Origin of the sequence: Clostridium gelidum, assembly GCF_019977655.1 — a bacterium.
GTDB lineage: Bacteria > Bacillota > Clostridia > Clostridiales > Clostridiaceae > Clostridium > Clostridium gelidum.
This window is the reverse complement of the sequence record NZ_AP024849.1, coordinates 5056289-5081164: the sequence shown is the minus strand read 5'-3', so window position 1 is coordinate 5081164 and position 24876 is coordinate 5056289. Positions and strand designations below refer to the sequence as shown.

19 protein-coding genes are annotated in these 24876 nt (G+C 26.5%); all 19 read left to right on the top strand.

Translation table 11 applies throughout. The annotated features are described in order from the left end of the window. Positions 1-281: 281 nt before the first annotated feature. The 19 genes from psyc5s11_RS28135 to rfbH all read left to right on the top strand — a co-directional run bounded on the left by psyc5s11_RS28135 (position 282) and on the right by rfbH (position 24824). Positions 282-1916, top strand: coding sequence for a flagellin N-terminal helical domain-containing protein (locus psyc5s11_RS28135; protein ID WP_311196386.1), 1635 nt, complete (start codon positions 282-284; stop codon positions 1914-1916). A 132-nt stretch (positions 1917-2048) separates the two neighbouring features. Next, positions 2049-4118, top strand: coding sequence for a glycosyltransferase (locus psyc5s11_RS23440; protein WP_224034876.1), 2070 nt, complete (start codon positions 2049-2051; stop codon positions 4116-4118). A 16-nt stretch (positions 4119-4134) separates the two neighbouring features. Next, positions 4135-7290, top strand: a complete 3156-nt coding sequence (locus psyc5s11_RS23435) for a glycosyltransferase (RefSeq protein WP_224034875.1) — start codon at positions 4135-4137, stop codon at positions 7288-7290. A 71-nt stretch (positions 7291-7361) separates the two neighbouring features. Next, positions 7362-8354 (top strand): NAD-dependent 4,6-dehydratase LegB, encoded by a 993-nt coding sequence (locus psyc5s11_RS23430; RefSeq protein ID WP_224034874.1) that lies wholly within the window; start codon positions 7362-7364, stop codon positions 8352-8354. A 15-nt stretch (positions 8355-8369) separates the two neighbouring features. Then, positions 8370-9071, top strand: coding sequence for a sugar phosphate nucleotidyltransferase (locus psyc5s11_RS23425; protein WP_224034873.1), 702 nt, complete (start codon positions 8370-8372; stop codon positions 9069-9071). 23 nt (positions 9072-9094) lie between these two features. Beyond that, positions 9095-9949: an NAD-dependent epimerase/dehydratase family protein gene (locus tag psyc5s11_RS23420; RefSeq protein WP_224034872.1), complete on the top strand. Its 855-nt coding sequence runs from the start codon at positions 9095-9097 to the stop codon at positions 9947-9949. A 35-nt stretch (positions 9950-9984) separates the two neighbouring features. Next, a complete protein-coding gene (locus psyc5s11_RS23415) occupies positions 9985-11292 on the top strand; it encodes a glycosyltransferase (protein WP_224034871.1) in 1308 nt (435 codons plus the stop codon). A 50-nt stretch (positions 11293-11342) separates the two neighbouring features. Next, positions 11343-12494 carry an FkbM family methyltransferase gene (locus psyc5s11_RS23410; RefSeq protein WP_224034870.1) on the top strand — a complete coding sequence of 384 codons (1152 nt, stop codon included), beginning with the start codon at positions 11343-11345 and terminating at the stop codon, positions 12492-12494. A gap of 4 nt (positions 12495-12498) precedes the next feature. After that, complete coding sequence (locus tag psyc5s11_RS23405; RefSeq protein WP_224034869.1) at positions 12499-13488, top strand: radical SAM/SPASM domain-containing protein; 990 nt, start codon at positions 12499-12501, stop codon at positions 13486-13488. A 21-nt stretch (positions 13489-13509) separates the two neighbouring features. After that, positions 13510-14493: a radical SAM/SPASM domain-containing protein gene (locus tag psyc5s11_RS23400; protein WP_224034868.1), complete on the top strand. Its 984-nt coding sequence runs from the start codon at positions 13510-13512 to the stop codon at positions 14491-14493. A gap of 16 nt (positions 14494-14509) precedes the next feature. Continuing rightward, the gene (locus psyc5s11_RS23395; protein ID WP_224034867.1) at positions 14510-15838 is read left to right on the top strand and encodes a glycosyltransferase family 4 protein; all 1329 of its coding nucleotides are present in this window, start codon (positions 14510-14512) and stop codon (positions 15836-15838) included. Positions 15839-15909: 71 nt separating this feature from the next. Further along, positions 15910-17052, top strand: coding sequence for an FkbM family methyltransferase (locus tag psyc5s11_RS23390; protein ID WP_224034866.1), 1143 nt, complete (start codon positions 15910-15912; stop codon positions 17050-17052). 713 nt (positions 17053-17765) lie between these two features. Continuing rightward, positions 17766-19358 carry a B12-binding domain-containing radical SAM protein gene (locus tag psyc5s11_RS23385; protein WP_224034865.1) on the top strand — a complete coding sequence of 531 codons (1593 nt, stop codon included), beginning with the start codon at positions 17766-17768 and terminating at the stop codon, positions 19356-19358. Positions 19359-19460: 102 nt separating this feature from the next. Then, positions 19461-20234 carry a glucose-1-phosphate cytidylyltransferase gene (rfbF, locus tag psyc5s11_RS23380; protein WP_224034864.1) on the top strand — a complete coding sequence of 258 codons (774 nt, stop codon included), beginning with the start codon at positions 19461-19463 and terminating at the stop codon, positions 20232-20234. Positions 20235-20251: 17 nt separating this feature from the next. Continuing rightward, entirely contained in the window at positions 20252-20704 is a 453-nt protein-coding gene (locus tag psyc5s11_RS23375) for a dTDP-4-dehydrorhamnose 3,5-epimerase family protein (RefSeq protein ID WP_224034863.1), read from the top strand. A 7-nt stretch (positions 20705-20711) separates the two neighbouring features. Continuing rightward, on the top strand, positions 20712-21626 hold the full coding sequence (locus psyc5s11_RS23370) for an SDR family oxidoreductase (RefSeq protein ID WP_224034862.1): 915 nt from the start codon (positions 20712-20714) through the stop codon (positions 21624-21626). After that, a complete protein-coding gene (gene rfbG, locus psyc5s11_RS23365) occupies positions 21619-22683 on the top strand; it encodes a CDP-glucose 4,6-dehydratase (protein ID WP_224034861.1) in 1065 nt (354 codons plus the stop codon). Before psyc5s11_RS23370 ends, rfbG begins: the two co-directional genes overlap by 8 nt. Positions 22684-22685: 2 nt before the next feature. Then, positions 22686-23438 (top strand): hypothetical protein, encoded by a 753-nt coding sequence (locus psyc5s11_RS23360; RefSeq protein WP_224034860.1) that lies wholly within the window; start codon positions 22686-22688, stop codon positions 23436-23438. 36 nt (positions 23439-23474) lie between these two features. Beyond that, positions 23475-24824: a lipopolysaccharide biosynthesis protein RfbH gene (rfbH, locus tag psyc5s11_RS23355; protein ID WP_224034859.1), complete on the top strand. Its 1350-nt coding sequence runs from the start codon at positions 23475-23477 to the stop codon at positions 24822-24824. The last annotated feature ends 52 nt before the right edge of the window (positions 24825-24876 follow it).

The window sequence follows — 24876 nt, the reverse complement described above, 5'->3', positions numbered from 1 at the left end:
ATTAAATTTCATATTCCTAAAAATAAAATTTAAAAATAGTGTAAAGGTTTAAAACTTTCTGTCGAATATATAAATATAGGATTTAAAAGCTTATTACTTATATATTTACAAAATATAATAAAAAACTTGAAAAAGTTTAAATAAAAGCTAAAGTAATATGTATTTAAACCGAATAATAAAGTATACAGCTTGCAAGCTATTAACTCTTAAGAGTTGATATATATTAAAAACAAAAAAATGGACATGGAAGTCCAAAAACAAAAATCAAGGAGGAATTTATTATGATAATTAATCACAATTTACCAGCAGCTAATGCTAACAGAAACATAAACATCAATCAAGGTGCTTCAAGCAAATCAATGGAAAAACTTTCTTCAGGTTTAAGAATTAACAGAGCTGGAGACGATGCAGCAGGTCTTGCAATATCTGAAAAAATGAGAAATCAAATTAAAGGTCTTGACCAAGCTTCATCTAATGCACAAGATGGTATTTCAATGATTCAAACAGCAGAAGGTGCTTTAAATGAAACTCACTCAATTCTTTTAAGAATGAGAGAATTAGCCAATCAATCAGCTAATGGAACTAACACTGATGCTGATAGATCATCAATACAAGATGAAATGAACCAATTAACTTCAGAAGTAAACAGAATTGGTAATACAACTGAATTCAATACTCAAAAAGTATTAAATGGTGGTATGGATGCTGAAGATGGAGCTAAGATTACTAAATCTACTAGTGCTTCAGTTACAATGTCAACATTTACAGCAGCAAAATGTGTTGGGGCTGATAAAGTAACTGTTGATGGAATTACTTTTAATTTCTCAGGCGTTACTACTACAGGTACAACAGCTGATAAGGATATTTTAGGTGCAGTTACTGCTGGTGGTAAGAAACTATCAGATTTAGTTGATATAACATTTAGCGGTGTTTCTATGACAATGACTGCAAAATCAAGTGGAACTACAAGCACCATAAAAGCAGCAGCAGGTCAAGTAGGTGCCAATGATGTAAAAGGAGATCCAACTACAATAGAAAGATCAGGTCTTCAAGGTACTGTAAGTCTTACAGCAGCAGGAGGAAAGACTTTGGCTGCAAATTCTACATTCAAAATTGCAGTAGGTACAGGTAGTGATGTTACTGTTACATTAAACGCAGGCGTTTCTCCTAAGGTTTATGATACTGCAAATGCAGACAAAAATGTAGCGAATGCAGCACTTCAAGATTTAGTGAAAGATATGAATGCATCACTACAAAATGCAGGATTAGGTGGAACAGTTACTGCCTCACTTTCAAAAGATGATAAACTTCAATTTATATCAGAATCAGGATTGGATTTAAAAGTTACTGATGGAACTAATACTCCTTTAACAACTACTTATGGCGCAACTACAATAGCATCTGGAAATGTACAACAAGTTGTTGGAGCAGGAGCTCAAGGATCTGGATTTAATACTACTCTACAAGTAGGTGCTAATAAAGGTCAATCAATGGCAGTAAATATTGCTGATATGAGAGCTAATGCTATTGGGATTACTGGAAATGCAGGCCAATCAGGATTTACTACAACAAATGTTGTAACTAATGGTACAACAGATGTTAAACAAGAATCAGCATTAAATGTTATGAATAAAACAGATGCTACTAATGCACTTGATGTTCTTGATAAGGCTGTAGCTAAAGTATCAGGTCAAAGAGGTAGCTTAGGTGCAATACAAAATAGATTAGAACACACAATAAACAATCTTGGAACTTCTTCTGAAAACTTAACTTCAGCAGAATCAAGAATTAGAGACGTTGATATGGCAAAAGAAATGTCAACATACTCAAAGAATAATATTCTTTCTCAAGCTGCACAAGCTATGCTTGCACAAGCTAAATCACAACCAGAACAAGTTCTTCAATTATTAAGATAGTTCTGTAAAAAGAAGAGTAGAGGCAACTCTACTCTTTTTATATGCTTTTTATAGAGAAACAATATACTATTGTTGTTTTTGTATAAAGAATATATAATTTAGTTTGAAGTTTTATAATAGGAGAGAATAATTATGAAGTTAAGCATATGTATGATGGTGAAAAATGAAGAAAAATTTCTAGATAAATGTTTAATATATTTACAAAAACTTATGGAAAATATTGATTCTGAATTAATTATTGTAGATACTGGTTCAGAAGACAGTACTGTAGACATAGCAAAAAAATATACAGATAAAGTATATTTTCATAAATGGGACAATAATTTTTCGGATATGAGAAATATAACTATAAGCTATGCACATGGAGAATGGATATTTATAATTGATGCTGATGAAATGCTTATAGAGTATGAAGATATAGTGAAATTTTTTAATAGTGAATATATTAAAAAGTATAATACTGTATTTATAAATGTAAAAAACTTAACGGGGTCAGATGATATTTCTACTTATTCTACTCTTTCTTCTGCAAGAATATTTAAAAATGATGGTGAATTTAAATATGAAGGTGCAGTTCATAATAGACCTTTGTTTAAAGAGCCATTTGCTTATGTTAATGGCTTAATAGAACATTATGGTTATATATTTAATGATAAGGAGTTTGCCGAAAAAAAATTTAAAAGAACAACTACTATTTTAAAAAACGAATTAGAGAAAGATTCAGGTAATATTTACTATTGGTATCAGCTATCTGTAAGTTATAGCATGCATAATGATGAGCGAGAAGCTCTTGATTGTGCCATTAAGGCTTTTAATATTATGGAAAAGAAAATAGCTATAAATGATTTAGAAAATTATTTATATGTGTATACACAATTAGCATTATGTTATTTAAAAATTAAAAATTTCAATAAGGTTGAATATATTTGTAGTAAGGCTATAGAAGCAAAAATTAACCATATTGATGTTTGTTATTTATTGGGAAAAAGTCAGTTGATTTTAGATAAAAACAATGAAGCTATAAGAGCTTATGAAAAATACTTAGTTTATTTGGACAAATATGACAATAAGAAAAATATTAATGTTCAAACATATTATCATGGCAAAAGAGAATATGTGTTTTTTGATTTATTTGTATTATATAGAAGAATAGGGGATTACAATCAATCTATAAAATACTATAGCAAAATTAAAGATGTATTTATATTAACAAATGAAGAAGCAGTAGAAGAAAACATAAACTTATATCTTGACATGAATGATTATACTGGATTAAAGAACTTTTATAATAATATAGTAATTAGATATGATATTAGAAACACTTTTATTTTATATTTAGAAAAATATAAAGATAGCAATAAAATTGAAATGAATAAATTAAAGGCTATTTTAAATGAAAATGCTTTATATACGGATTTATATATGGACTTATTAGAGTTTAGAATAGCTATTAAGAATAATGACGATTGTTTATTAAATGATTTTGAAATTATGAGACATATGGAAGAGGAAGATTTTAATGAATTATATTATTTTTACGGTGATATTTTATACTATTATATGAAATATTCATTTAATAAATTTATAAATTGTATTAAGAATGTAAAAGAGAAAAAAGCAATTGAGTTTTTTAAATATTTAGATAATAAGTATGATGATTTTATAAAAGTACTTTTAAACACATGTTATGTTGATGTAAAGGAAGATTTATGTGTTATATGTATAAAGAAGACCATTACAAAGTATTTGGTTGCAGTTGCTAAATTTGATGATATAAAATATAAAGAAATCTTTAATACATATGTTCAATATGGAGTTAATTATATAGAAATAATTTATAAAGTGGAATTGTTAGAAAATGAAGAAATATATTTCTTCGATGATGAAGAATTAGCTTTTTTTGCATATATGAGAAAAGCTAACTTAATAAAAAGTTCAAATGAAGAAAAATATTTAAAATATTTAAAAAAGGCTTTAAATATATATCCATATATGCATAGTGGTATTAAATCTTTATTGGATGAACTTAAACAAAAGGAAACTAACAGTGAAATGGGAATTTACAAAAGTCAAGTTGTGCAAACTATAAAAGTTCTTATAAGCGAAAATAAACTTGATGAAGCTAAAGAACTTATAAATGAGTATGAAAATATAATATCTGGTGATACGGAAATTCAAACTATAAAATCTATGTTTACATAAAAGTGAGGATTATAATATGGAAATATCAATATGTATGATGGTAAAAGATGAAGAAAAGAACATTAGAAGGTGCTTAAACAGTCTTAGACCTATATTGCAGAATATAGATTCCGAATTGATAATTATAGATACAGGGTCTAAAGATAAAACTGTTGAAATGTCAAAAAAATATACAGATAAAATATTTTTTCACCCATGGGAAAATGATTTTTCTGGAATGAGAAATAAATCCATAAGTTATGCAAAGGGAAAATGGATTTTAATAATAGATGCTGATGAAGAAATAATAAATTGTGATAATATTATTCAATTTATAAAATCGCCGAAGGCTAAACCATTTAAAACAGGACTTTTAGATGTGAAAAATATACATAATTTATCTGATGATTCTCAATATGCAATGCTTAAATCTCCAAGGATATTTAAAAATGATGGTAGCTTTCATTATGAAGGGATTGTTCATAATAGTCCAATATTTAAGGAACCTACAATTGATTTAGAAACAACAATAATTCATTATGGGTACATAGAAGAAAATGAAGAAGTATTAAATGAAAAATTCATAAGAACAAGTACTTTACTAAAATGTGCATTAGAGAAAGAACCTGAAAATATTTATTATATGTTTCAACTTTCAGTAACATATACAAGCCATAATGATTATTCTGAGGCTTATGAAATCATTAAAAATGCTTATGAATTACTGAATAAATGCAAAAATAAAAGTAAGTATAAATATGTTTATTATCAAATGGCATTATGTTCTTTGAAGTTAGAAGAAGATGAACTTGCAAAGAAAGTTTGCGAAGAGGGATTAAAGATAGATAATGAATATGTTGATTTAATGTTTTATTTAGGAAAAGCAAAAGGGTTATTGGGAGAATATGAAGAATGTATACAAGCTTATAAAAAATATATGAATTTATGTGATAATTATAATAATATGAATATAAATTTTGATGTAACTTTAGGAATGTATACCTTAGGACAAAAAGATGAAGCTCTACAAGATATGGTGAAAATATATTTTAAAATTGGAAATTTTGATGAAGTTTTAAAATTTGCGTCTCAAATTGAAAAAGATAAGTACATACAAAATGTGTTGGAGCTAATAATTAGAGGAGCAATAAACTCAAAGAATATAAAATATATTAAGAATTTTTATGAAGAAAAAATTATGAGCGACAAGATAAAAGAAAATAAATTCTTTGAAATTTTAGAAAAGTATTCTAATGAGGAAAGTATTTATGAGATTTTTTCTATATATAATAATGATTACTCAAAGCTATATTTATTGAGACATAAATATAATAAAAAGGATATAAGTTTACAAGGTGTTATTGATAATATAACATTTGAAGGTGATTTCAATAAATTGGAAGATTATTTTGGAGATATTATTTATTATAAGTTGAAATATTGTAGCTATATACCTACCATATTTGAGACTGTATGGGATAAAAATATAAACAGGTATTTAGATTACATTTTAAAAAAGTATGAAGATTTTAGTAATGTAGTTGTTAAATATATTAACTATTTTAAAGATGAGATGAATTATAAAAATTTAAGAATTAATAAAATTTTATGTAGGTATGTGTTGTTAGTTGATAAAATTTATGATTCTGAATATGAGTGGATTTTTAAATATTATTTAAGTATAGGTGTTAGATGTATTAAATATGTTTATAATGATTATTTGATGGAAGAAAAATATATTAACTTTTTCAAGGATGAAGAGGAAAAATTTTTAATATTAATTAAGATTGCTATGGAAAATAAAGAATATAAAAAAAATTATATACAATATTTAAGAAAGTCTTTAGAAGTATATCCTTATATGAAAAAAGGGATAGAAATATTTTTAGAAGACCTTAAAATGGAAGTAGATTATGATAATAATGAATTTGAAACTTATAAAAAACAAATAAAAAAGACAATTGAAAGTTTTATAGATATCGATGATTTTAGGAATGCAGAAACTTTAATTAAAGAGTATGAAGGTATAGTAAATAATGACTTGAATATAGTCTTGTTTAAATCTCAAATTGCAATTGGAAAATTAAAATCACATACGAAACATAAAAAAAGATGCTTAGTTTTATGTCATTTTTTTTCTGTATATACCAAGAATTTTTTAGAGAAGCTAAAAAATGATTATGACATAGAATTTGATGTATTAACTATGGATGAAAATTATAAGGTCAAAATAGATAAAAATATCATAGAAAATGTATTTATATATAGAAATATAGATGAATTAACTGATAAAATAAATTTAATTGAAAAATATGATATAATTCATATTCATTTTTTAGCATATTTTTATGGTTTAGTTGCAAAACAAATAAGAAAAAAATGTGATAAGATAATTGTAACTATATGGGGAAGTGATTATTATAGAACCACACAAGAGCAAAAACAGTTTCAAAAAAATATATTTGAAATAGCTGATAATATTAATTTTGGAAATGAAAATACATTAATTAATTTTAATAATTATTATAATAAAGTATATAGCAGTAAACTATCAATTTGTAGATTTGGGTTAATACAACTTGATTATATTAAAGCTTTTATAAATGATGATAAAACTGAGATAAAAGAATTATTGAGCTTACCGAAGGATTCTATAATAATAACTTGTGGATATAATGCATCACCAGAACAGAATCATTTAAGTATAATTGACTCAATACTTAAAGTTAAAAATCAGTTGCCTGCTAACTGCTATTTTTTATTTCCTATGACTTATGGAGAAAAAAGTTTGTTTAGTATTGTAAGAGAAAGACTTAGAGAATCTGGAATAAAGTATAGAATTTATGATCAATTTCTAAGTGAAGAAGATACTGCTAAGCTTAGATTAGTTTCAGATATAATGATACAAGTACAGACAACAGATCAATTAAGTGGTTCTATGCAAGAGTATTTATATGCTGATAATGTTATTATTACAGGAAGCTGGTTGCCATATAGTGTATTTAAAAATAAGGGGATATATTTTATAGAGGTTGATAAAGTTGAAGAAGTGGGTAAGAAACTTATGTATTCAGTTAGAAATTTACATAAGTTAAAAAATAAATGTGGTAAAAATAAAGATATTATTTGGAATATGACATCTTGGGAAAAGGCTATAGATAATTGGATTCATGTTTACAAAAAAGAAATATGATTTTAAATCTCGTAATAAGTAAGTACAAAATTAATTGATATTTAATATAGTTGTTGAGGGGAGTGATTAGGGTGAATTTATCAGGCAAAAAAGTATTGGTTACTGGAGCTGATGGTTTTATTGGTAGTCATTTGTTAGAAAGGTTAATAGAAATTGGAGCAGAAGTAACAGCACTTGTTCAATATAATTCCTTTAATAATTGGGGGTGGATTGATACCTTTGATAAAAGTGTTAAAGATAGTATAAATGTAATAGCAGGTGATGTTAGAGAATACGATTGTATTAAAAGAGTGGTCAAAGGGAATGAAGTGGTATTTCATCTTGCTGCTTTGATAGCAATACCTTATTCTTATAGTTCGCCTATGGCTTATGTAAGAACAAATGTTGAAGGGACTACTAATGTTTTAGAAGCATGTAGAGAATATGATGTTAAAAAAATAGTACATACGTCAACTTCTGAAACATATGGTACCGCACAATATGTACCAATTGATGAAAAACATCCTATGCAAGGGCAATCTCCATATTCTGCTTCTAAAATAGGTGCTGATAAAATTGCAGAAAGTTATTATAAAAGCTTTAATTTGCCAGTTGCTACTATAAGACCTTTTAATACATATGGCCCAAGGCAGTCTGCAAGAGCTATTATACCTACAGTTATAAGTCAAATTCTAGATGATAAATTAGAAATAAAATTAGGTTGTTTAACGCCTACTAGAGATTTTAATTATGTGCTAGATACTGTAGAAGCTTTTATAAAAGTTGCAGAAAGTGATTTAACTTTAGGTGAAGTAATAAATACTGGATCAAACTACGAGATAAGCATAGGAGAGTTAGTAACAAAAATATCAAACATAATGGGTAAAGAAATTGCTATAGTTTGTGATGATAATAGATTAAGACCAGAGAAAAGCGAAGTAAATAGATTATGGGCAGATAATAGTAAAATAAAGAAATTGACAGGTTGGAAACCCGAATATTCCTTAGATGATGGATTAATACATACGATAAAATGGATTGAAAATAATATGAAATATTTTAAAACTGATATTTATAATGTTTAAAAAGGGAGAGATAATATGAGAGCTATAATTATGGCAGGTGGAAAAGGTGAAAGGCTTAGACCTTATACTACCGTAATTCCTAAACCTCTTATGCCAATTGGAGATGTGGCTATTTTGGAAGTTGTAATATTACAGTTGAAAAAAGCTGGATTCGATAGAATAACTATAACTGTAAATTATTTGGGTAAACTTATAGAAGCTTATGTAGGTGATGGCTCAAGATTTGGAATACCAGTAGATTTTATTTATGAGGATAAACCTTTAAGTACAATAGGACCTTTAGCGTTTATAAAAGATTTGAAAGAAACATTTTTAGTAATGAATGGTGATATTTTATCTAATATTGATTTTAAGGAATTAATGGATTTTCATAAAGATAAAAATGCAAAGGCTACAATTGCTACGTATAAAAGAAATCTAAAGGTAGATTTTGGCGTGTTAAAATATGATAAGGAGAGAAAAATTGACCAATTTATAGAAAAACCTGAATATAATTATGATGTAAGCATGGGTATTTATGCTTTTGAGCCAGGCATATTAGAATATATAACAAAGGGTGAACCTTATGGAGTAGATTCTCTTGTCTTAGATATGATAGAAAAAAAGGATAAGGTATATAGCTATAATTTTGATGGTTATTGGTTAGATATTGGAAGACCTGATGATTATGAAATTGCAATAGAAAAATTCAAAAATGAAAAAGAAGAGTTTCTATAAAATTTAGTAAAGCAGGTGAAAAGTTGAAACAAATTTTAATTACAGGTTCAAATGGCTTTATTGGAAGTAAACTTAAAAGCAGATTAATAGAATTGAATTATGATATTATAGAATTTAATTCTAGTGATGGAGATATATCAGATTTTAATTCAATAAAAAATATAAATTTTGAAAATATATATCATATATTTCATTTAGCAGCTAAAATTTTCGTACCTAATAGCTGGATTAATCCACAAGAATATTATAAAGTAAACTCTTTTGGAACAGTTAATATTTTGGAATTTTGTAAGAGATATAATAAAAGTTTAACTTTTATTAGTTCTTATATTTATGGGCAACCTGAAAGGTTACCAATTTCAGAGGAAGATAAATTAAATCCCAACAATCCATATGCACATTCCAAATTTATGGCAGAACAGTTTTGTGAATTTTATGCAAAACAGTTTAATGTTGATATTGCAGTAATAAGACCTTTTAATGTATATGGTGAAGGGCAGAATAAAAAGTTTTTAATTCCTCTTATTATAGATCAAGCACTGAATGATGATGAAATTAAAATAAAAGACTTATCACCCAAAAGAGATTATATTTTTTTAGATGATTTAATTGAAGCTTTAATTTTAACTATCAATAAAAAAGGGTATTCTATTTATAATATAGGAAGTGGAAATTCTATAAGTGTAAAACAAATAATTGATGTAGTACAGGAAGTACTTTCAATTAATAAACCTATTATTAGTGAAGATATTAAAAGAAAAAATGAGATTTTTGATGTTATAGCTAATATAGGAAAAGCGAATAATGAGTTGAATTGGTTTCCAAAGCATTCATTTATCGATGGTATAAGAAAAATTATAGAGCAAGATAAGAAATAATTTTTTATTTTAAAACCTTAGAAAGAAGTGATAATATGAATGATGAAATTGATTTGATTAAACAAGAAATTAAAGATAATATAGATGTTTTAATAAATAATAATAAATTAGAAGAGGCTCAGGGGTTAATTAGTGAATATATAAAAATTTATAAAGATGATGCAGAAATTTATTCAATTAAAGCTGTAATTTTAATATTACAAGGTTCTATTGAAGAAGCTGAAGAGGTAATAAAGGAAGGACTTGTTTATGATGATGAGAGTTTTGATTTAAATTATAATTTGGCGTACATATATGAAAAAAAGGAAAATTTTGTAGAGGCATTACAACTTTATGAAAAATCTTTAGAAAAATGTAATGATGAAAATTCACGAAAAGAATTGATTGATAGCATAGGAAAAATAGAACAGGATCAGGACGTAATAGAGTATAGGAAAAGTTTACCTTTGGTTAGTATTTGTATTCCTGTTTATAATGGAGAGAAATACATTAAGTATACAATTGATTCTGTGCTAAATCAGACTTATAGGAATATTGAGATTATAATATCAGATAATTGTTCTATAGACGATACAGTAAATATTGTGAAGTCTTATAAAGATAAAAGAATAAAATTGTATAAGAATGATACTAATCAAGGTCCTTTAGACAATACCAATAAATGCATTGAATTATCAAATGGAAAGTATATTAAATTTGTATATGCTGATGATACTATTCATGGCAATTGCATCAAAGAGATGGTAAGCATTATGGAAAGAAATTTGGATGTTAATTTATGTGGAGTTAATTTTTGTCATGTCAATGAAAAGAATGAGAAAATTAGTGGGTATATATTAAATATGAGTTGTGGTAAATATGAAAGTAAATTTATTTTTAAGCAATTAATAATTAATGGAAATATTATCGGTTGTCCTTCTGGTGTAATGATAAGAAAAGAAGCATTAAACATAACTGGATTATTTGGTGATAGTAACTTAAAATATATGGCCGATTATGATATGTGGATAAAGTTATGTAAGTTTGGAAACTACTATTTTATCAATAAGGAGTATATGTACTTTAGAGTTCAATCCGAATCTATAACAAATCAAAATATAGTCACAATTAAAAGAGTTAGTGACTTTTATTATTTGTTAGACAAATACATAGATAATAATAGTTTTTCAGAAATTGAAATAAAAAATGCATATATAAATGCGAATAATAGGAGTTATTATAGTTTACAAAATAATAAAAATTCACTTAAAAAGTTAGAAATAGCAGAATATATATTAAATAATAGTAAATATATACCTGATAATGAGAAAATAAGCTTATTGAATTTTAAACATAAAATATAGTAAATATCAAAATCAAATTACAATAAAATTTTAGATTAGAGGAACGTAATATGAATATATTTGAATTAAAAAAAATTTTTAAAATTAATAATTTAAAAGAATTATATACATACCTATATGAAATTAAAGAGTGTAAGAAACTTGGAAGTTTAGATGAATTAATCAAAACTAAACAAATAGTTCTATTTGGAGCAGGAAGGATTGGTAAACAAGTACTAAATACTTTAAAAAAATATGGTTTTAAAGTAGCGTATTTCTGTGATAACAATAAAGATATATGGGGAGATTGTATAGATGGAGTATATATACTTCCGCCTAATTATATAAAAAACAACATAAAAGATACATTAGTAATAGTATCTATGATGACGTATGTAGAGGTAATAAAACAACTGGAATCTATGAATGCTCAATATATTTTTTCTGATATAGATGGAACATTAGGTTTTTTACCTTGTCCTAATTTGTATAATAATATAGAAAAACTTAAACAAGTAAATGATTTGTTTATTGATGATTTTTCTAAAAAAGTTTATTTAAATGTTATTAAAGCTAGAATTTTTCAACAACTTTCTTTTGGATTGTCTGGTAACTTACTTATTCATCCAATAGTTACTGGACCACAATATTTTGATACTGAGTTTTTTATATATACTGATAATGAAATTTTTATTGACTGTGGTGCCTATGATGGAGATTCAACTGTAGAGTTTTTTTTAACAATGCACCAATTAAATCTAAAAAATAGCAAGGTATATGCTTTTGAGCCTGATAGAGAAAATTACGATAATTTCTTAAAAACAATTGAAAATTATAATTTAAATAATGTTAAAATCTTTAATTATGGTGTTGGCAATGATAATTATAATATATCTATGGAACAAATACAAAATTGTAGAAATAATAATGAAGAATATGAAATTAAAATATGTAAAATAGATGATATTGTAAAAAATGAACCCATTACTTTTATAAAAATGGATATAGAAGGTTTTGAACTAGATGCTTTAAAAGGAGCAGAGAATACTATAAAAAATAATAAACCTAAACTTGCGATTAGCATTTATCATAATAGTCAGGATTTATATGAAATACCGTTATATTTAAAATCTATAGTTCCAGAGTATAAATTTTTTGTGAGACATCATTCAAATAGCACAATTTTTGAAACTATATGTTATGCTTATGTAGATAAGGAGTGAAATAATGAAAGCAAAAGTAAAGCCAAGGATATCTTTAAATGAAAGGACAAAGTTAGAGGATGTCATACCTTTAGAAACACCATTTACTGTTTTTATAGATGTTTCGAGTGCATGTAATTTTAGTTGTGAATTTTGTTTTAATAGAGATAAAAATAATATTGGAAGAATGCAAGAAGTGATGAAATTTGATTTATATAAAAAAATAATTGATGATTTGACTAAATTTTCTAAAAAAATAAAATGTATTAGGCTTTATAAAGAAGGAGAACCTCTAATTAATAAATGGTTACCTGATATGATTAAATATGCAAAAGAAAAAGATGTAGCTGATAAAATTGAGTTTACAACGAACGGATCATTGTTAAATATAGAAAAAAACAAAGAACTAATAGATGCAGGATTAGATAGAATTGTTATTTCGGTAGAAGCACTTTCAAAAGAAAAATATAAATCTATATCAAAAGTTGATATAGATTTTGAAGAATATATTAGCAATATTAAGCATTTTTATGATAATAAAAAACAATGCAAAGTCTGTATAAAATCTACAGATATAGGAGTGAAAGGAGAAGAAGAAAAATTTTATGAAATATTTGGTGATATTTCGGATGAAATTTTTATTGAAAATATAACTCCAATTTGGCCAAATTTTGAAATAGGAGAGTTAAAAGAAAAGTGTGATAAAGGATTATATGGGCAAGAATTAGAAAAAGTAAACATATGTCCATATATATTTTACTCTTTAACGATTAACTCAGATGGAACAGTAAGTGCATGTTTTGTAGATTGGGAACACAAGATTATAGTTGGAGATGTAAAAGAACAGTCTTTTTATGATATATGGAATGGTGAAAAGTTAAAAGAACTTAGAATTATGCATCTAAAAAAAATGAGGGGAAATCATGAAACATGTGGTAAGTGTGGTCAACTTGATTTTGGCGCATCTGACAATCTGGATAAATATTCGGAAAAATTATTAAAAAATTTAATATGATATAGTGTGGTGAAAAAGAATATGGCAGAAATAAAATCTAAATTATCTACTGATAGAAATGATTTATCAAAAGTTTTACCATTAAAAACTCCATATGTAATTCAGATAGATCCTGCTAGTAAGTGTAATTTTAAATGCAAATTTTGTCCTACTAGTAAAGATAATGATAAAAAAAGAACGATAATGAGTTTCGAATTGTTCAAAAAGATTATTAATGAATTAGTCTATTTTGATGATAAAATTAAAGCTATTAAGCTTTGGAAGGATGGCGAACCTTTATTAAATAAGAATATATCAGAAATGATAAAATATGCAAAAGAAAAAGAAATTGCAGAAAAAATTGAAATAACAACTAATGGTTATTTACTGAATGAACAATTAAATTATAAATTAATAGAATCGGGATTAGATAAAATTATTATATCAATAGAAGGATTAAATGAAGATGATTATTTAAAAAATTCAGGAGTTAAAATAAATTTCAATACGTTTATTAAAAATATAAAACATCTGTATGATAATAAAAAACAGTGTGTTGTGCATGTGAAAATTATAGATGTAGGCTTAAGTGAAGATTGTAAAGAAAAATTTTTCGAAATGTTTAATAATATTTCTGATGAAATGTTTATTGAAAAAGCTATATCTTGTTGGCCAGATTTTGAAGATGAAAGTATAAGTCACAACTCATTAAATGTTTGGGGAAGCGATATTGAGCAAAAAGAAATATGCTCACTACCATTATATTCATTGGTAGTTAATGCAAATGGTAAAGTTTCAATGTGTTGCAATGATTGGCAACAGAAATTAATAGTGGGTGATGTAAGTAAACAAAGCTTAAGAGAAATATGGGATAGTACTAAAGTTAAAGAGTATCAAATTTTACAATTAAGCAAAAAGAGAAAATCAATCGCTGTTTGTTCTCAATGTATGTATCCAGACTATGTTTGTATAGATAATATTGATAAAAATGCATTAGAAATTTTAAATAAATATAAAAATAATTAAAATAGGGGAATTTTGAATGAATAAAGTTTTGCATATTACCGCACATCTTGGTGGAGGAGTAGGGAAGGTACTTTCTAATGTATGTAGTTACAATCAAAATGATGAATACGAACATGCAATTATTTTATTAGAAAAACCACAGCAACTACAATTTGTAAATCAAGCGTTAGAGAATGGGGTAGAAGTGTTTATAGAACCATCAAGAGAAATCATTGAAAAAAAAATAAAAGAATATGATATAGTCCAAATTGAATGGTGGAATCATCCTCTTATGTGCAAATTTCTTTATAATTTCCCCGAAATGCCTGTAAGGTTGATTATTTGGAGTCATATATCAGGTTGTTCTTATCCATTTATAAAAAAAGACTTTATAAAGAATTGTAATAGATTTTTATTTACGTCACCTTATTCTTTAGAAAATATTTATTTGAGAAATCAAGATACAGAAGAATTTATAAAAAATAATACAGATATAATTTACAGTTCGGGTGGATTTAGTAATATTAAAAAAAGGGAACATTTTAATGATAATGTCTTTAATATTGGGTATATTGGTACATTGAATTTTTGTAAACTAAAACCTGAATTTGTAACTTATTGCAATGAAATAAATATATCAAACTCTAAGTTTATCATGGTAGGAGATAATAGTACTCAAAATGCAATTTTAAATGAAGCAGAAAAAAAAGGGATTGATGAAAGATTTGAATTTATTGGATATACTGATAATGTTCAAAATCAATTAAATAGGTTTGATGTTTTTGGATATCCATTAAATACAGAACACTATGGAACTACAGAGAATGCTTTATTGGAAGCTATGGCAGCAGGGGTACCACCAATTGTATTGAATCAATGTACTGAAAAATACTTAGTTAAAAATATGGAAACAGGTATTGTTGTAAATAATGAAAAAGAATATGGAAATGCAATAAGATATTTGTATGAAAATGTTGATGAACGAATTAGAATAGGCAATAATGCAAGAACGTATGTGTTAGAAAAGTTTAGTTTAAAAAATACAATAATGAATTTAAATAAAAGTTATGAGTGCGTAATGAAAACAGAAAAAAAAGATTTTTCATTTAAAACTATACTTGGAAGTACACCGTCAGAATGGTTTTTATCTTGTTTAGGTGATGATAAGCAAATATTTAAAAATGGCATACAGAGCCTAAAATGCAATAATTATGAAGAAATATTAGAAAACCAACAACAAATACAAAATTGTAGACAAATTCTTAAAGAAAAAAATAAAAGCTCAATTTATCAGTTTCAAAGATATTTTAAAGATGATAAGTTTTTAAGCTATTGGAAAAATGTCTTAGAAAGAAAAGAAATATAAAGACTACATAAGGAAAGGAGTTAATTATAACGTATACTATAGATTCAATTAACAAAAAAAAATTACATTATATGTTAGATACGATATTGAATTACAAGCAGGAAATAAAGCTACTAAAGAATTTAGATTTACTAAATAATGAAATAATACTTTATGGAGCTGGGAAACTTGGGGAGCTTGCTATAGAAATTTTAAATCAAATAGGAGTTATTCCTAAGCTTATTATTGATAAGGCACCTGAAAAACGTGGAAAATTACTTAAGGGAATAAAAATAATATCACCAGATGATATAGATGAAAATGACAAGGATAAATCCATATTTGCTATTTGTACTGTTAATGTTCCATTTAATGAATTATATAATTTTTTAAAATATTATGATTGTAAGAATATATTTCCATTTTTTGATTTAATTCAAGGGTATTCTAAGCAATTAGGAATAACCAATGGATGGGTTTGTAATAAACTATCTCAAGATGATAAAGATAATATTATTAAAATTTATGATGGATTTCAGGATGATATTTCAAGAGCTTTATATCTACAAGTACTTTATTGGAGAATTAAAAGAGAAGAGATCCTGTTTAAAGATGCAAGAGTTACTGTAGGAGAAAAATTCTTTCCAAAGGATATTCTACATACATCTAAACAAGATGAATTTTTTATAGATTGTGGAGCTTATAATGGATACATAATTAAAGATTTTTTGAAATATTGTAATTATAATTTTAATAAAATAATTGCGTTTGAACCAGATTTGAAAAATTATACAGAACTTAATAAATATATTTCTATTCTGGATGAGCATGTTAGACATAAAATTGAAATATGTAATTATGGTATTGGAGATAAAAAAGAAAAGCAGTATTTTTATTCAGGATTAGGTGAAGCTTCAAGATTTGAAGATCAACATAATAAGGAAATTGTAGATTTAAATACTATTGATAATATTTTTCAAAATTATAACAATATATCATATTTAAAAATACATGTAGAAGGATATGAATTAAAAGTTTTAAAAGGAGCATTAAAAGTTATTAATAATAGTCGCCCTATTATTGGGGTCACAATATATCATAATGAAGAAGGTCTTTGGAAAGTACCTAAGTTTTTAATGGAAAATTTGCAAGGTTATGTATTTTATAATAGATTACATTGCTATTGTGGAATTGCTAGCGTATTATACGCTATACCAAAAGAAAGAATTGTATAATTACACATATAATATTTGTAGTTATTTTAAGTAAACTATTGAGTTATGGAGGAAGTTTTAGTGTTAAACTAAAGAGTAAGATTTCTCGAAATAAAAACTTGAAAAAATTTTAAACAACTAAAACAATAATCACTTTTTCTGTACAATGGTATAGAAGGGGTGATGAAAAATTGTTAAGATTGAAGGTGTTAGAATTATTTGGGTAGATTAAGTAAATCAAAGAAAGAAGATTTACTTAATCTCAGATATTAACTCGAGGTTCCTCTAAAATGTATGCCAAGCCTATGTTTTCGACAGGTTTTCAAGAAATTATGTCACTACAAGTTAAATAGTAGGAATAAGGATAGTTTTCTTAGAAAAGTTCTGATAGAAATCATAATTGATTATATAGAAAACCATATTTTCTATCACCACCACATATTATCAAATTAGGTCACTATATTTATAAAAACTGCATTTTAAATGAGTGTAGCCCGCGTAATACATTGAAAAATTAAAATTTTAGCACTTTTTTTAATTAAAATCGGGAAAGTCGGGTTAAGACATTTATCAATAGATTTTGAAACAGTATAAAAGTATTGGAATATTAAATTACTAATTAATAATTGAGATTTTAAATATAAATTTTATTTAAGAATTCCTAATATTTTGGGAATATCTACAGTCTTCCATGGGGGATGTAAATAAATAATTATACAAGGAGTGATAAAATTATGAATATTTTATTTGTAATACCTTTAAATGTAAAAATAAATACTGATGGTAATAATAAGGAACAAATAATTAAATCAGTTCCCTATGGTGTTTTATCAATAGCTACATATATAAAAGCTAATTCAGCTAAAGAAATAAATATAGAAGTATTAGATTTTAATTCATTTTCATATAATGACCTAGAAATGTGTGATATTTTAACAGAAAAAATAATTAGTTTTAAACCTAATATTTTAGCGGTATCTGTAATGTTTAACTTACCATATAGTTATTTGAATGAATTTTCAAAAATAGCACATTGTTATGATGAAAATATACTTATTTTAGCTGGTGGAATAGTTGCCACTAATTCATTTCAACAACTATTAGATGAAAATAAATATGTTGATGCTGTTTGTTATGGTGAAGGAGAAATTCCATATTTAAAACTTGTAAATTCTAATGATATTTACGATATAATTGAAAATGACGTCTCATGGATTACTAGAAAGTCAATATTAAAAGGAGTAAAACCACAAACTTCATATATAAATAATCTTGATGAAATTCCATTATTAGATTTTAGTTTAATTAATATTAATTCATATGGAGAAAGGCTTATAACTAAAAATCTAAGGAAAGGGACTTCAAATAATAATGGATCAGTTATTCCTATTCATACAACTAGAGGGTGTCCTTTTAATTGTGTTTTTTGCTGTGCTGGAGCTAATCACGGTAAAAAAGTAAGATATATGAGTGCAGAACGAGTTGTTTCAGATGTTGAAGAAATGATAAAATTATATAATCTTCGAAAATTATCAATTGATGATGATCAATTTTTATTTGATACTCAACGAGCAAAAAAAATTTTAGAAGGTCTATCAAACCTTGGTATAAAGATTGAGTTAGCAAGTGGCATTTCTGTTGCATTTATAGATGATGAAATAGCATATCTTTTAAAAAAATCAGGGGTAGATATAGTAAATTTAGCAATAGAATCAGGATCAGATCATGTTCTAAAAGAAATAATTTCTAAACCGCTAAAAGTTGCTCAAATTAAACCTGCTATAGCTTCATTAAGGAAGTATGGGTTAACTGTTCATGCCTTTTTTATAATAGGGTTTCCAAATGAAAGTGAATATGATAGGGAATGCACATTAAGACTTATAAATGAAATTGGTTTTGATTGGAGTTATATTTATATTGCAACCCCATTTAAAGGAAGTAGATTATATGATTTATGTATAGAAAATAACTATATAGATCTATCTCAAAATATTTTAGACGCAACTACATATAATTGTGTTATAAATGCACCCAATATTGATCCGGAATATATTACAAAAAAAGCGTATATTATGAATTTAGAAGTTAACTTCGTTAAAAACTATAGGATGAGCATAGGCGATTATGAAATGGCAGGGGGGTATTTTAAAAGTATATCAGAAAAGTATCCTAATCATGCTTTTGCACATTATTATCTAGCAAAAGTTTATGAAAAAATAAATGAGAAACCAGAAATTATACAGAAACATTATGATATTTACATGGAAATTCTAAATATTAATGAGGAATGGAGGAACTATGCTAAATATTTTAATTTAATACAATAAACAATTGACAATTAAAAAATTATTTATTCTACTAATGTTTAGCTTTAAATTAACTATTCAAAATTTCTAGAAATAAAAATTCTTTTTTGGAGGTATAAAATTATGTATGCAGTTATACTTGCAGGTGGCTTTGGAACAAGGTTAACTGAAGAAACAGAACTGAAACCAAAGCCTATGGTAGACATAGGCGGAAGCCCTATAATTTGGCATATTATGAATATTTATTCTCATTTTGGTATAAATGATTTTATTGTATGTTGTGGATATAAAGGATATATGATAAAAGAATATTTTGCTAACTATCATATGCACATGAGTGATATGACAGTAGATTTATCTTCTGGAGATATAAATTATTATAATAGCAAAGCTGAACCTTGGAAAATTACTCTTATTGATACAGGATTAAACTCTATGACTGGTGGAAGATTGAAAAGAGTTAAAGATTATATAGGAAATGAAACTTTTATGCTTACTTATGGTGATGGAGTTGCAGATGTAAATATAAAAAAACTTTTAGAGTTTCATAAAACTCAAGGTAAAATAGCAACAGTAACAGCAGTTCAACCTGGTGGAAGATTTGGAGCATTAAATATTGATGATAATGGTACAGTCAATACATTTGAAGAAAAACCTATAGGTGATGGTGGGTGGATAAATGGTGGCTTTTTTGTAATGGAACCACAAATATTTGATTATTTAGAAAATGATAGTACTGTCTTAGAAAAAGAACCATTAGAAATTTTATCAAAACATAACCAACTTTCAGCATATAAGCATAATGGATTTTGGAAGCCTATGGATACATTAAGGGATAAATTAGAATTGGAAAATCTCTGGAAAAATGGAAGAGCACCATGGAAAATATGGGACTAACAGGTAGGTGATTATAAATGATAGCTGGAGTGGTAATAAAACTATTAAAAAAAATACCAGACGATAGAGGAACTATAATGAAAATGCAGGAAGCCTCTGATAATGAATTCAAAGGTTTTGGTGAAATATACTTTTCAACTATATATCCAGACGTAGTTAAAGGGTGGCATCTTCATAAGAATGCAATTTTAAATTATACAGTAATAAAGGGTATGATAAAATTAGTTTTATTTGATGATAGACAAAATTCTTCAACAAAAGGAGAAATACAAGAAATATATTTAGGCGATTATAATTATTGCCTTGTTCAAATACCTCCCAATATATGGAATGGGTTTAAATGTGTTGGAAATAATGAAGCAATAGTAGCGGACCTTATAACGGTTACCCATAAAGATGATGAGATGTTGAGATTGAATCCTCATGAAAATGATATTATAAAATATGATTGGTCATTAAAGGATAGGTAGATGTGTAATGAAAACAGTATTAATTATAGGAGCATCAGGATTTCTAGGTAAGGAATTACATAAAGTTTTTAAATCGGATAATAAATATCTAACATATGGAACTTATTCTAAAAATAATATTTTAGATTTAGAATACGTAGATGTGACGAATTTAGATAATATAAAAAATATTTTTAAAAAAATAAAGCCTAATATTGTAATAATAACAATGGCTTTAACAAATGTAGAATACTGTGAAGTAAATAAGGAAGAAGCTTATAACATAAATGTTGGTGGAATAAAGAATTTAGCGAAAATTTCCAAGATATATGATTGTAAGGTTGTATATGTATCTACTGAATATGTATTTGACGGGAATGATGGACCTTATGATGAAACTTATGATGAAACACCTATAAACTATTATGGTAAAACAAAGTTTGAGGGTGAAAAAATAATACAAAGTGAAATAAAGGAATATATGATTGCAAGAACTACAGTTGTATATGGATGGGATTTAGATTCTAAAAATTTTATAATGCAATTGATACAAAATTTAAGTGAAAATAAAACTATGAAAATTCCTACTGATCAGATTAGTAGTCCAACGTATTGTCCTAATTTAGCTCAAATGATTAAAGAAAGCTGCGATAAAGGAATTAATGGTATATTTAATATGGTTGGAAGTAATGTTATGGATAGATATAATTTTGCTTTAAGAGCAGCAGAAATATTAGATTTAAATCAAAAATTATTAATTCCAATAGAAACAAAAACATTAGGACAAATTGCTAAAAGACCACTTAATGCAGGATTAAAAGTAGAGAAAATATCAAAAATATTAAATAACAAGCCGATGAGTGTTTTAGAAGGGCTTATAGAAGTAAAAAAACTTTATGACAAATATAAAGTTGAACAGTGTGAGGAGGTAGCCTATGAATAATGCATTTAATAATATTTATTCAGGCAAAAAAGTGCTTATAACAGGTCATACTGGTTTTAAAGGGTCATGGCTTTCAATATGGTTAAAAAAGCTTGGAGCAGAAGTTATAGGATATTCTTTAGACCCCCCCACAGATCCATCTATGTTTAGAATATGTAGATTAGATGAAAGAATTACAAATATAATTGGTGATATAAGGGATGAGGCAAGGTTAACAAATGTTTTTAAGGAATATCAACCAGAGATAGTTTTTCATTTAGCGGCACAGCCACTTGTGAGATATTCATACAATTTTCCTAAGGAAACTTATGAAACTAACGTAATGGGAACTGTTAATTTACTAGAAGCTGCAAAAAAAGTTAATAGCGTAAAAGCTGTTGTGGTTATTACTACTGATAAGTGCTATGAAAATAAAGAATGGATTTACGGATATAGAGAAACTGATCCTATGGGCGGATATGATCCATATAGTTCAAGTAAAGGATGTGCAGAATTAGTAGTATCAGCTTATAGAAATAGTTTCTATAGAGAAAATGGCATAGCATTGGCTTCTGCCAGAGCGGGTAATGTAATAGGTGGAGGCGATTGGGCGGAGGATAGGTTAATTCCAGACTTTATTAGGTCAGTATCTGAAAATAGGCCTATATTAATAAGAAATCCACTGGCTACACGACCATGGCAACATGTATTAGAGCCTTTATCTGGTTATTTGAGATTAGGTGCATTAATGCTTAATAATAAAGAAAAATACAGCAATGGATGGAATTTTGGACCTAGTGATACAAATATATTAAATGTAGAAGATATTTTAAAACTTTGTATAAATTGTTTTGGTAAGGGAAGTATTCAAGTAGATGAGTTAGAACATCGACATGAAGCTAATTTATTGAAACTTGATAGTACTAAAGCAAGAAATTATTTAAATTGGTGTCCAGTATACAATGCCAATCAAGCTGTTGAAAATACAATACTATGGTATAAAAGGTATTATAAAAATAGAGATGAAAGTATGTATGAATATACTTTAAATCAAATAGAAGATTATGAAAGGCATTAAAGATGAAAGCTGACAATAATGAACAGTTTAAAAATAATAATAAAGAAGAAATTGAATGTTATTGGACTAAAACCTCTATAAAAGAAGAAAATGAAAATTTTTGGAATAAAAGCTTTATAGTTGAGTTTTGGGAGGGGATATTTAGGGTTTTAAGTACAATTTCGATCTTCTCACTTATTAGAAGGATAGATATTGTAAATAAGCATGGAGTACATATTTTTAAAAGTTATAGATTTGTTGATAGTTGGGTATTATCTAATCTAATTATGTCACTCATTTCTCCAATAATTTTATATTACTTAGATACTAAATATAAAGTAATATTCTATATAATTGGTGTATATTCCATAGAAAGAATTTTTGAAATTATAGTCTATCAAGTTAATGTATTATTATTTGATGGATATAGAAAAAGAAAAGAAGGCAATAGTTATGAGATATATTCTGTAACGAGAATGGTTATTAGCCTTCTGCAAAATTATGTTGAAATAATCTTTTGGTATTCTACTATTATAATAACAACTATAAAATTATTTTCGGAACTGTCAATTTCTTTAGGTGATATCATTATTTCTAGTATATTATGTATGACAACCTATAACATGGATATAGTAAGCAAAGTTAATGATTCCGTTGGAAGTGTAATATCTAATATAATATTTTTTGAAATAATTTGTGGATTTTTAATGACACTAATTTCATTATCAAGATTTATAGGATTATTACCAAGCGTTAAAGAAAGAGATAAACGATAATAATATTATATTAGTTCAAGTAAATGGAGGAGAAAAATGTTTGAAAATAAAACAGAAAATGAAGCAAGACAAGAAATCTTAAATTTAGTAAAACAATACTATAATCAATTTCTTAAAAAAGATACAACATTCAAGGTTGGAGACAGAATATCATACTCTGGAAGAATTTTTGATGAAGATGAAGTATGTAGTTTAGTTGATAGCTCATTAGATTTCTGGCTTACAATGGGGAGATATTCTGATAGATTTGAAAAGGAATTTGCAGAATTTCTTGGAACTAAGTATTGTTCTGTAGTGAATTCAGGTTCATCTGCTAATTTAATTGCTTTTGCTGCATTGACTTCTCCATTACTTAAGGAACGAAAAATAAATAAAGGTGATGAAGTTATAACCGTCGCAGCTGGATTTCCAACAACTGTTGCTCCTATAATTCAATATGGTGTAGTGCCAGTTTTTGTGGATGTTACAATTCCTGAGTATAATATAGATATTAATATGCTTGAAGAGGCATTGTCAAATAAGACAAAGGCTGTTATGGTTGCACATACCTTAGGGAATCCATTTAATCTTTATAAAGTAAAGGAGTTTTGCGATAAACATAATCTTTGGCTTATAGAAGATAATTGTGATGCTCTTGGATCGAAATATTGCATTAATGGAGAATGGAAATATACGGGAACTATAGGGGACATAGGGACATCTAGTTTTTATCCACCACATCACATTACTATGGGGGAGGGTGGTGCAGTCTATACTGATAATTCACTGCTTAATAAGATAATTAAATCTATGAGAGATTGGGGGCGGGATTGTGCATGCCCATCTGGAGTCGATAATTTGTGTGAAAACAGATTTAATGGACAATCTGGTGAATTACCTAAAGGCTATGACCATAAATATGTATATTCACATTTTGGATATAATCTAAAAATAACTGATATGCAAGCTGCAATTGGATGTGAGCAAATCAGAAAGCTACCATTTTTTATAGAAGCAAGGAAGAATAATTGGATTAGATTAAGAGAAGGACTTAATTGTCTTTCAGATAAAATTATTTTACCTAAGTTAGATGAAAATACTGAACCATCATGGTTTGGATTTTTGATAACTTTAAAAGATGATAGTGGTATTAGTAGAGAAGGCTTTGTAAGATATCTTGAAGATAAAGGAATTCAAACTCGTATGCTTTTTGCAGGAAACTTAATTAAGCAGCCTTGCTTTGATGAAATGAGAGAATCAGAAGCTGGATATAGAATAGTAGGAAATCTTAAAAATACTGATAAAATAATGAATGATACATTCTGGATTGGAGTATATCCTGGAATGGATGATGATAGACTTGAATATATGATAAAGGTTATTAAAGAATATTTTTATTTTAGATAGATATTTTCTTTAGGTTCCAGCTCTTGTAGCATTAATATGCTTAATGACGAAA

What these genes read in the sequence shown, in the direction of transcription:
- psyc5s11_RS23440 (WP_224034876.1), top strand. Translation starts at nt 2,049, where the DNA reads ATGAAGTTAAGCATATGTATGATGGTGAAAAATGAAGAAAAATTTCTA.
- psyc5s11_RS23375 (WP_224034863.1), top strand. Translation starts at nt 20,252, where the DNA reads ATGATAGCTGGAGTGGTAATAAAACTATTAAAAAAAATACCAGACGAT.
- psyc5s11_RS23435 (WP_224034875.1), top strand. Translation starts at nt 4,135, where the DNA reads ATGGAAATATCAATATGTATGATGGTAAAAGATGAAGAAAAGAACATT.
- rfbF (WP_224034864.1), top strand. Translation starts at nt 19,461, where the DNA reads ATGTATGCAGTTATACTTGCAGGTGGCTTTGGAACAAGGTTAACTGAA.
- psyc5s11_RS23405 (WP_224034869.1), top strand. Translation starts at nt 12,499, where the DNA reads ATGAAAGCAAAAGTAAAGCCAAGGATATCTTTAAATGAAAGGACAAAG.
- psyc5s11_RS23415 (WP_224034871.1), top strand. Translation starts at nt 9,985, where the DNA reads ATGAATGATGAAATTGATTTGATTAAACAAGAAATTAAAGATAATATA.
- psyc5s11_RS23425 (WP_224034873.1), top strand. Translation starts at nt 8,370, where the DNA reads ATGAGAGCTATAATTATGGCAGGTGGAAAAGGTGAAAGGCTTAGACCT.
- psyc5s11_RS23385 (WP_224034865.1), top strand. Translation starts at nt 17,766, where the DNA reads ATGAATATTTTATTTGTAATACCTTTAAATGTAAAAATAAATACTGAT.
- psyc5s11_RS23370 (WP_224034862.1), top strand. Translation starts at nt 20,712, where the DNA reads ATGAAAACAGTATTAATTATAGGAGCATCAGGATTTCTAGGTAAGGAA.
- psyc5s11_RS23395 (WP_224034867.1), top strand. Translation starts at nt 14,510, where the DNA reads ATGAATAAAGTTTTGCATATTACCGCACATCTTGGTGGAGGAGTAGGG.
- psyc5s11_RS23400 (WP_224034868.1), top strand. Translation starts at nt 13,510, where the DNA reads ATGGCAGAAATAAAATCTAAATTATCTACTGATAGAAATGATTTATCA.
- psyc5s11_RS28135 (WP_311196386.1), top strand. Translation starts at nt 282, where the DNA reads ATGATAATTAATCACAATTTACCAGCAGCTAATGCTAACAGAAACATA.
- rfbG (WP_224034861.1), top strand. Translation starts at nt 21,619, where the DNA reads ATGAATAATGCATTTAATAATATTTATTCAGGCAAAAAAGTGCTTATA.
- psyc5s11_RS23360 (WP_224034860.1), top strand. Translation starts at nt 22,686, where the DNA reads ATGAAAGCTGACAATAATGAACAGTTTAAAAATAATAATAAAGAAGAA.
- rfbH (WP_224034859.1), top strand. Translation starts at nt 23,475, where the DNA reads ATGTTTGAAAATAAAACAGAAAATGAAGCAAGACAAGAAATCTTAAAT.
- psyc5s11_RS23410 (WP_224034870.1), top strand. Translation starts at nt 11,343, where the DNA reads ATGAATATATTTGAATTAAAAAAAATTTTTAAAATTAATAATTTAAAA.
- psyc5s11_RS23390 (WP_224034866.1), top strand. Translation starts at nt 15,910, where the DNA reads ATGTTAGATACGATATTGAATTACAAGCAGGAAATAAAGCTACTAAAG.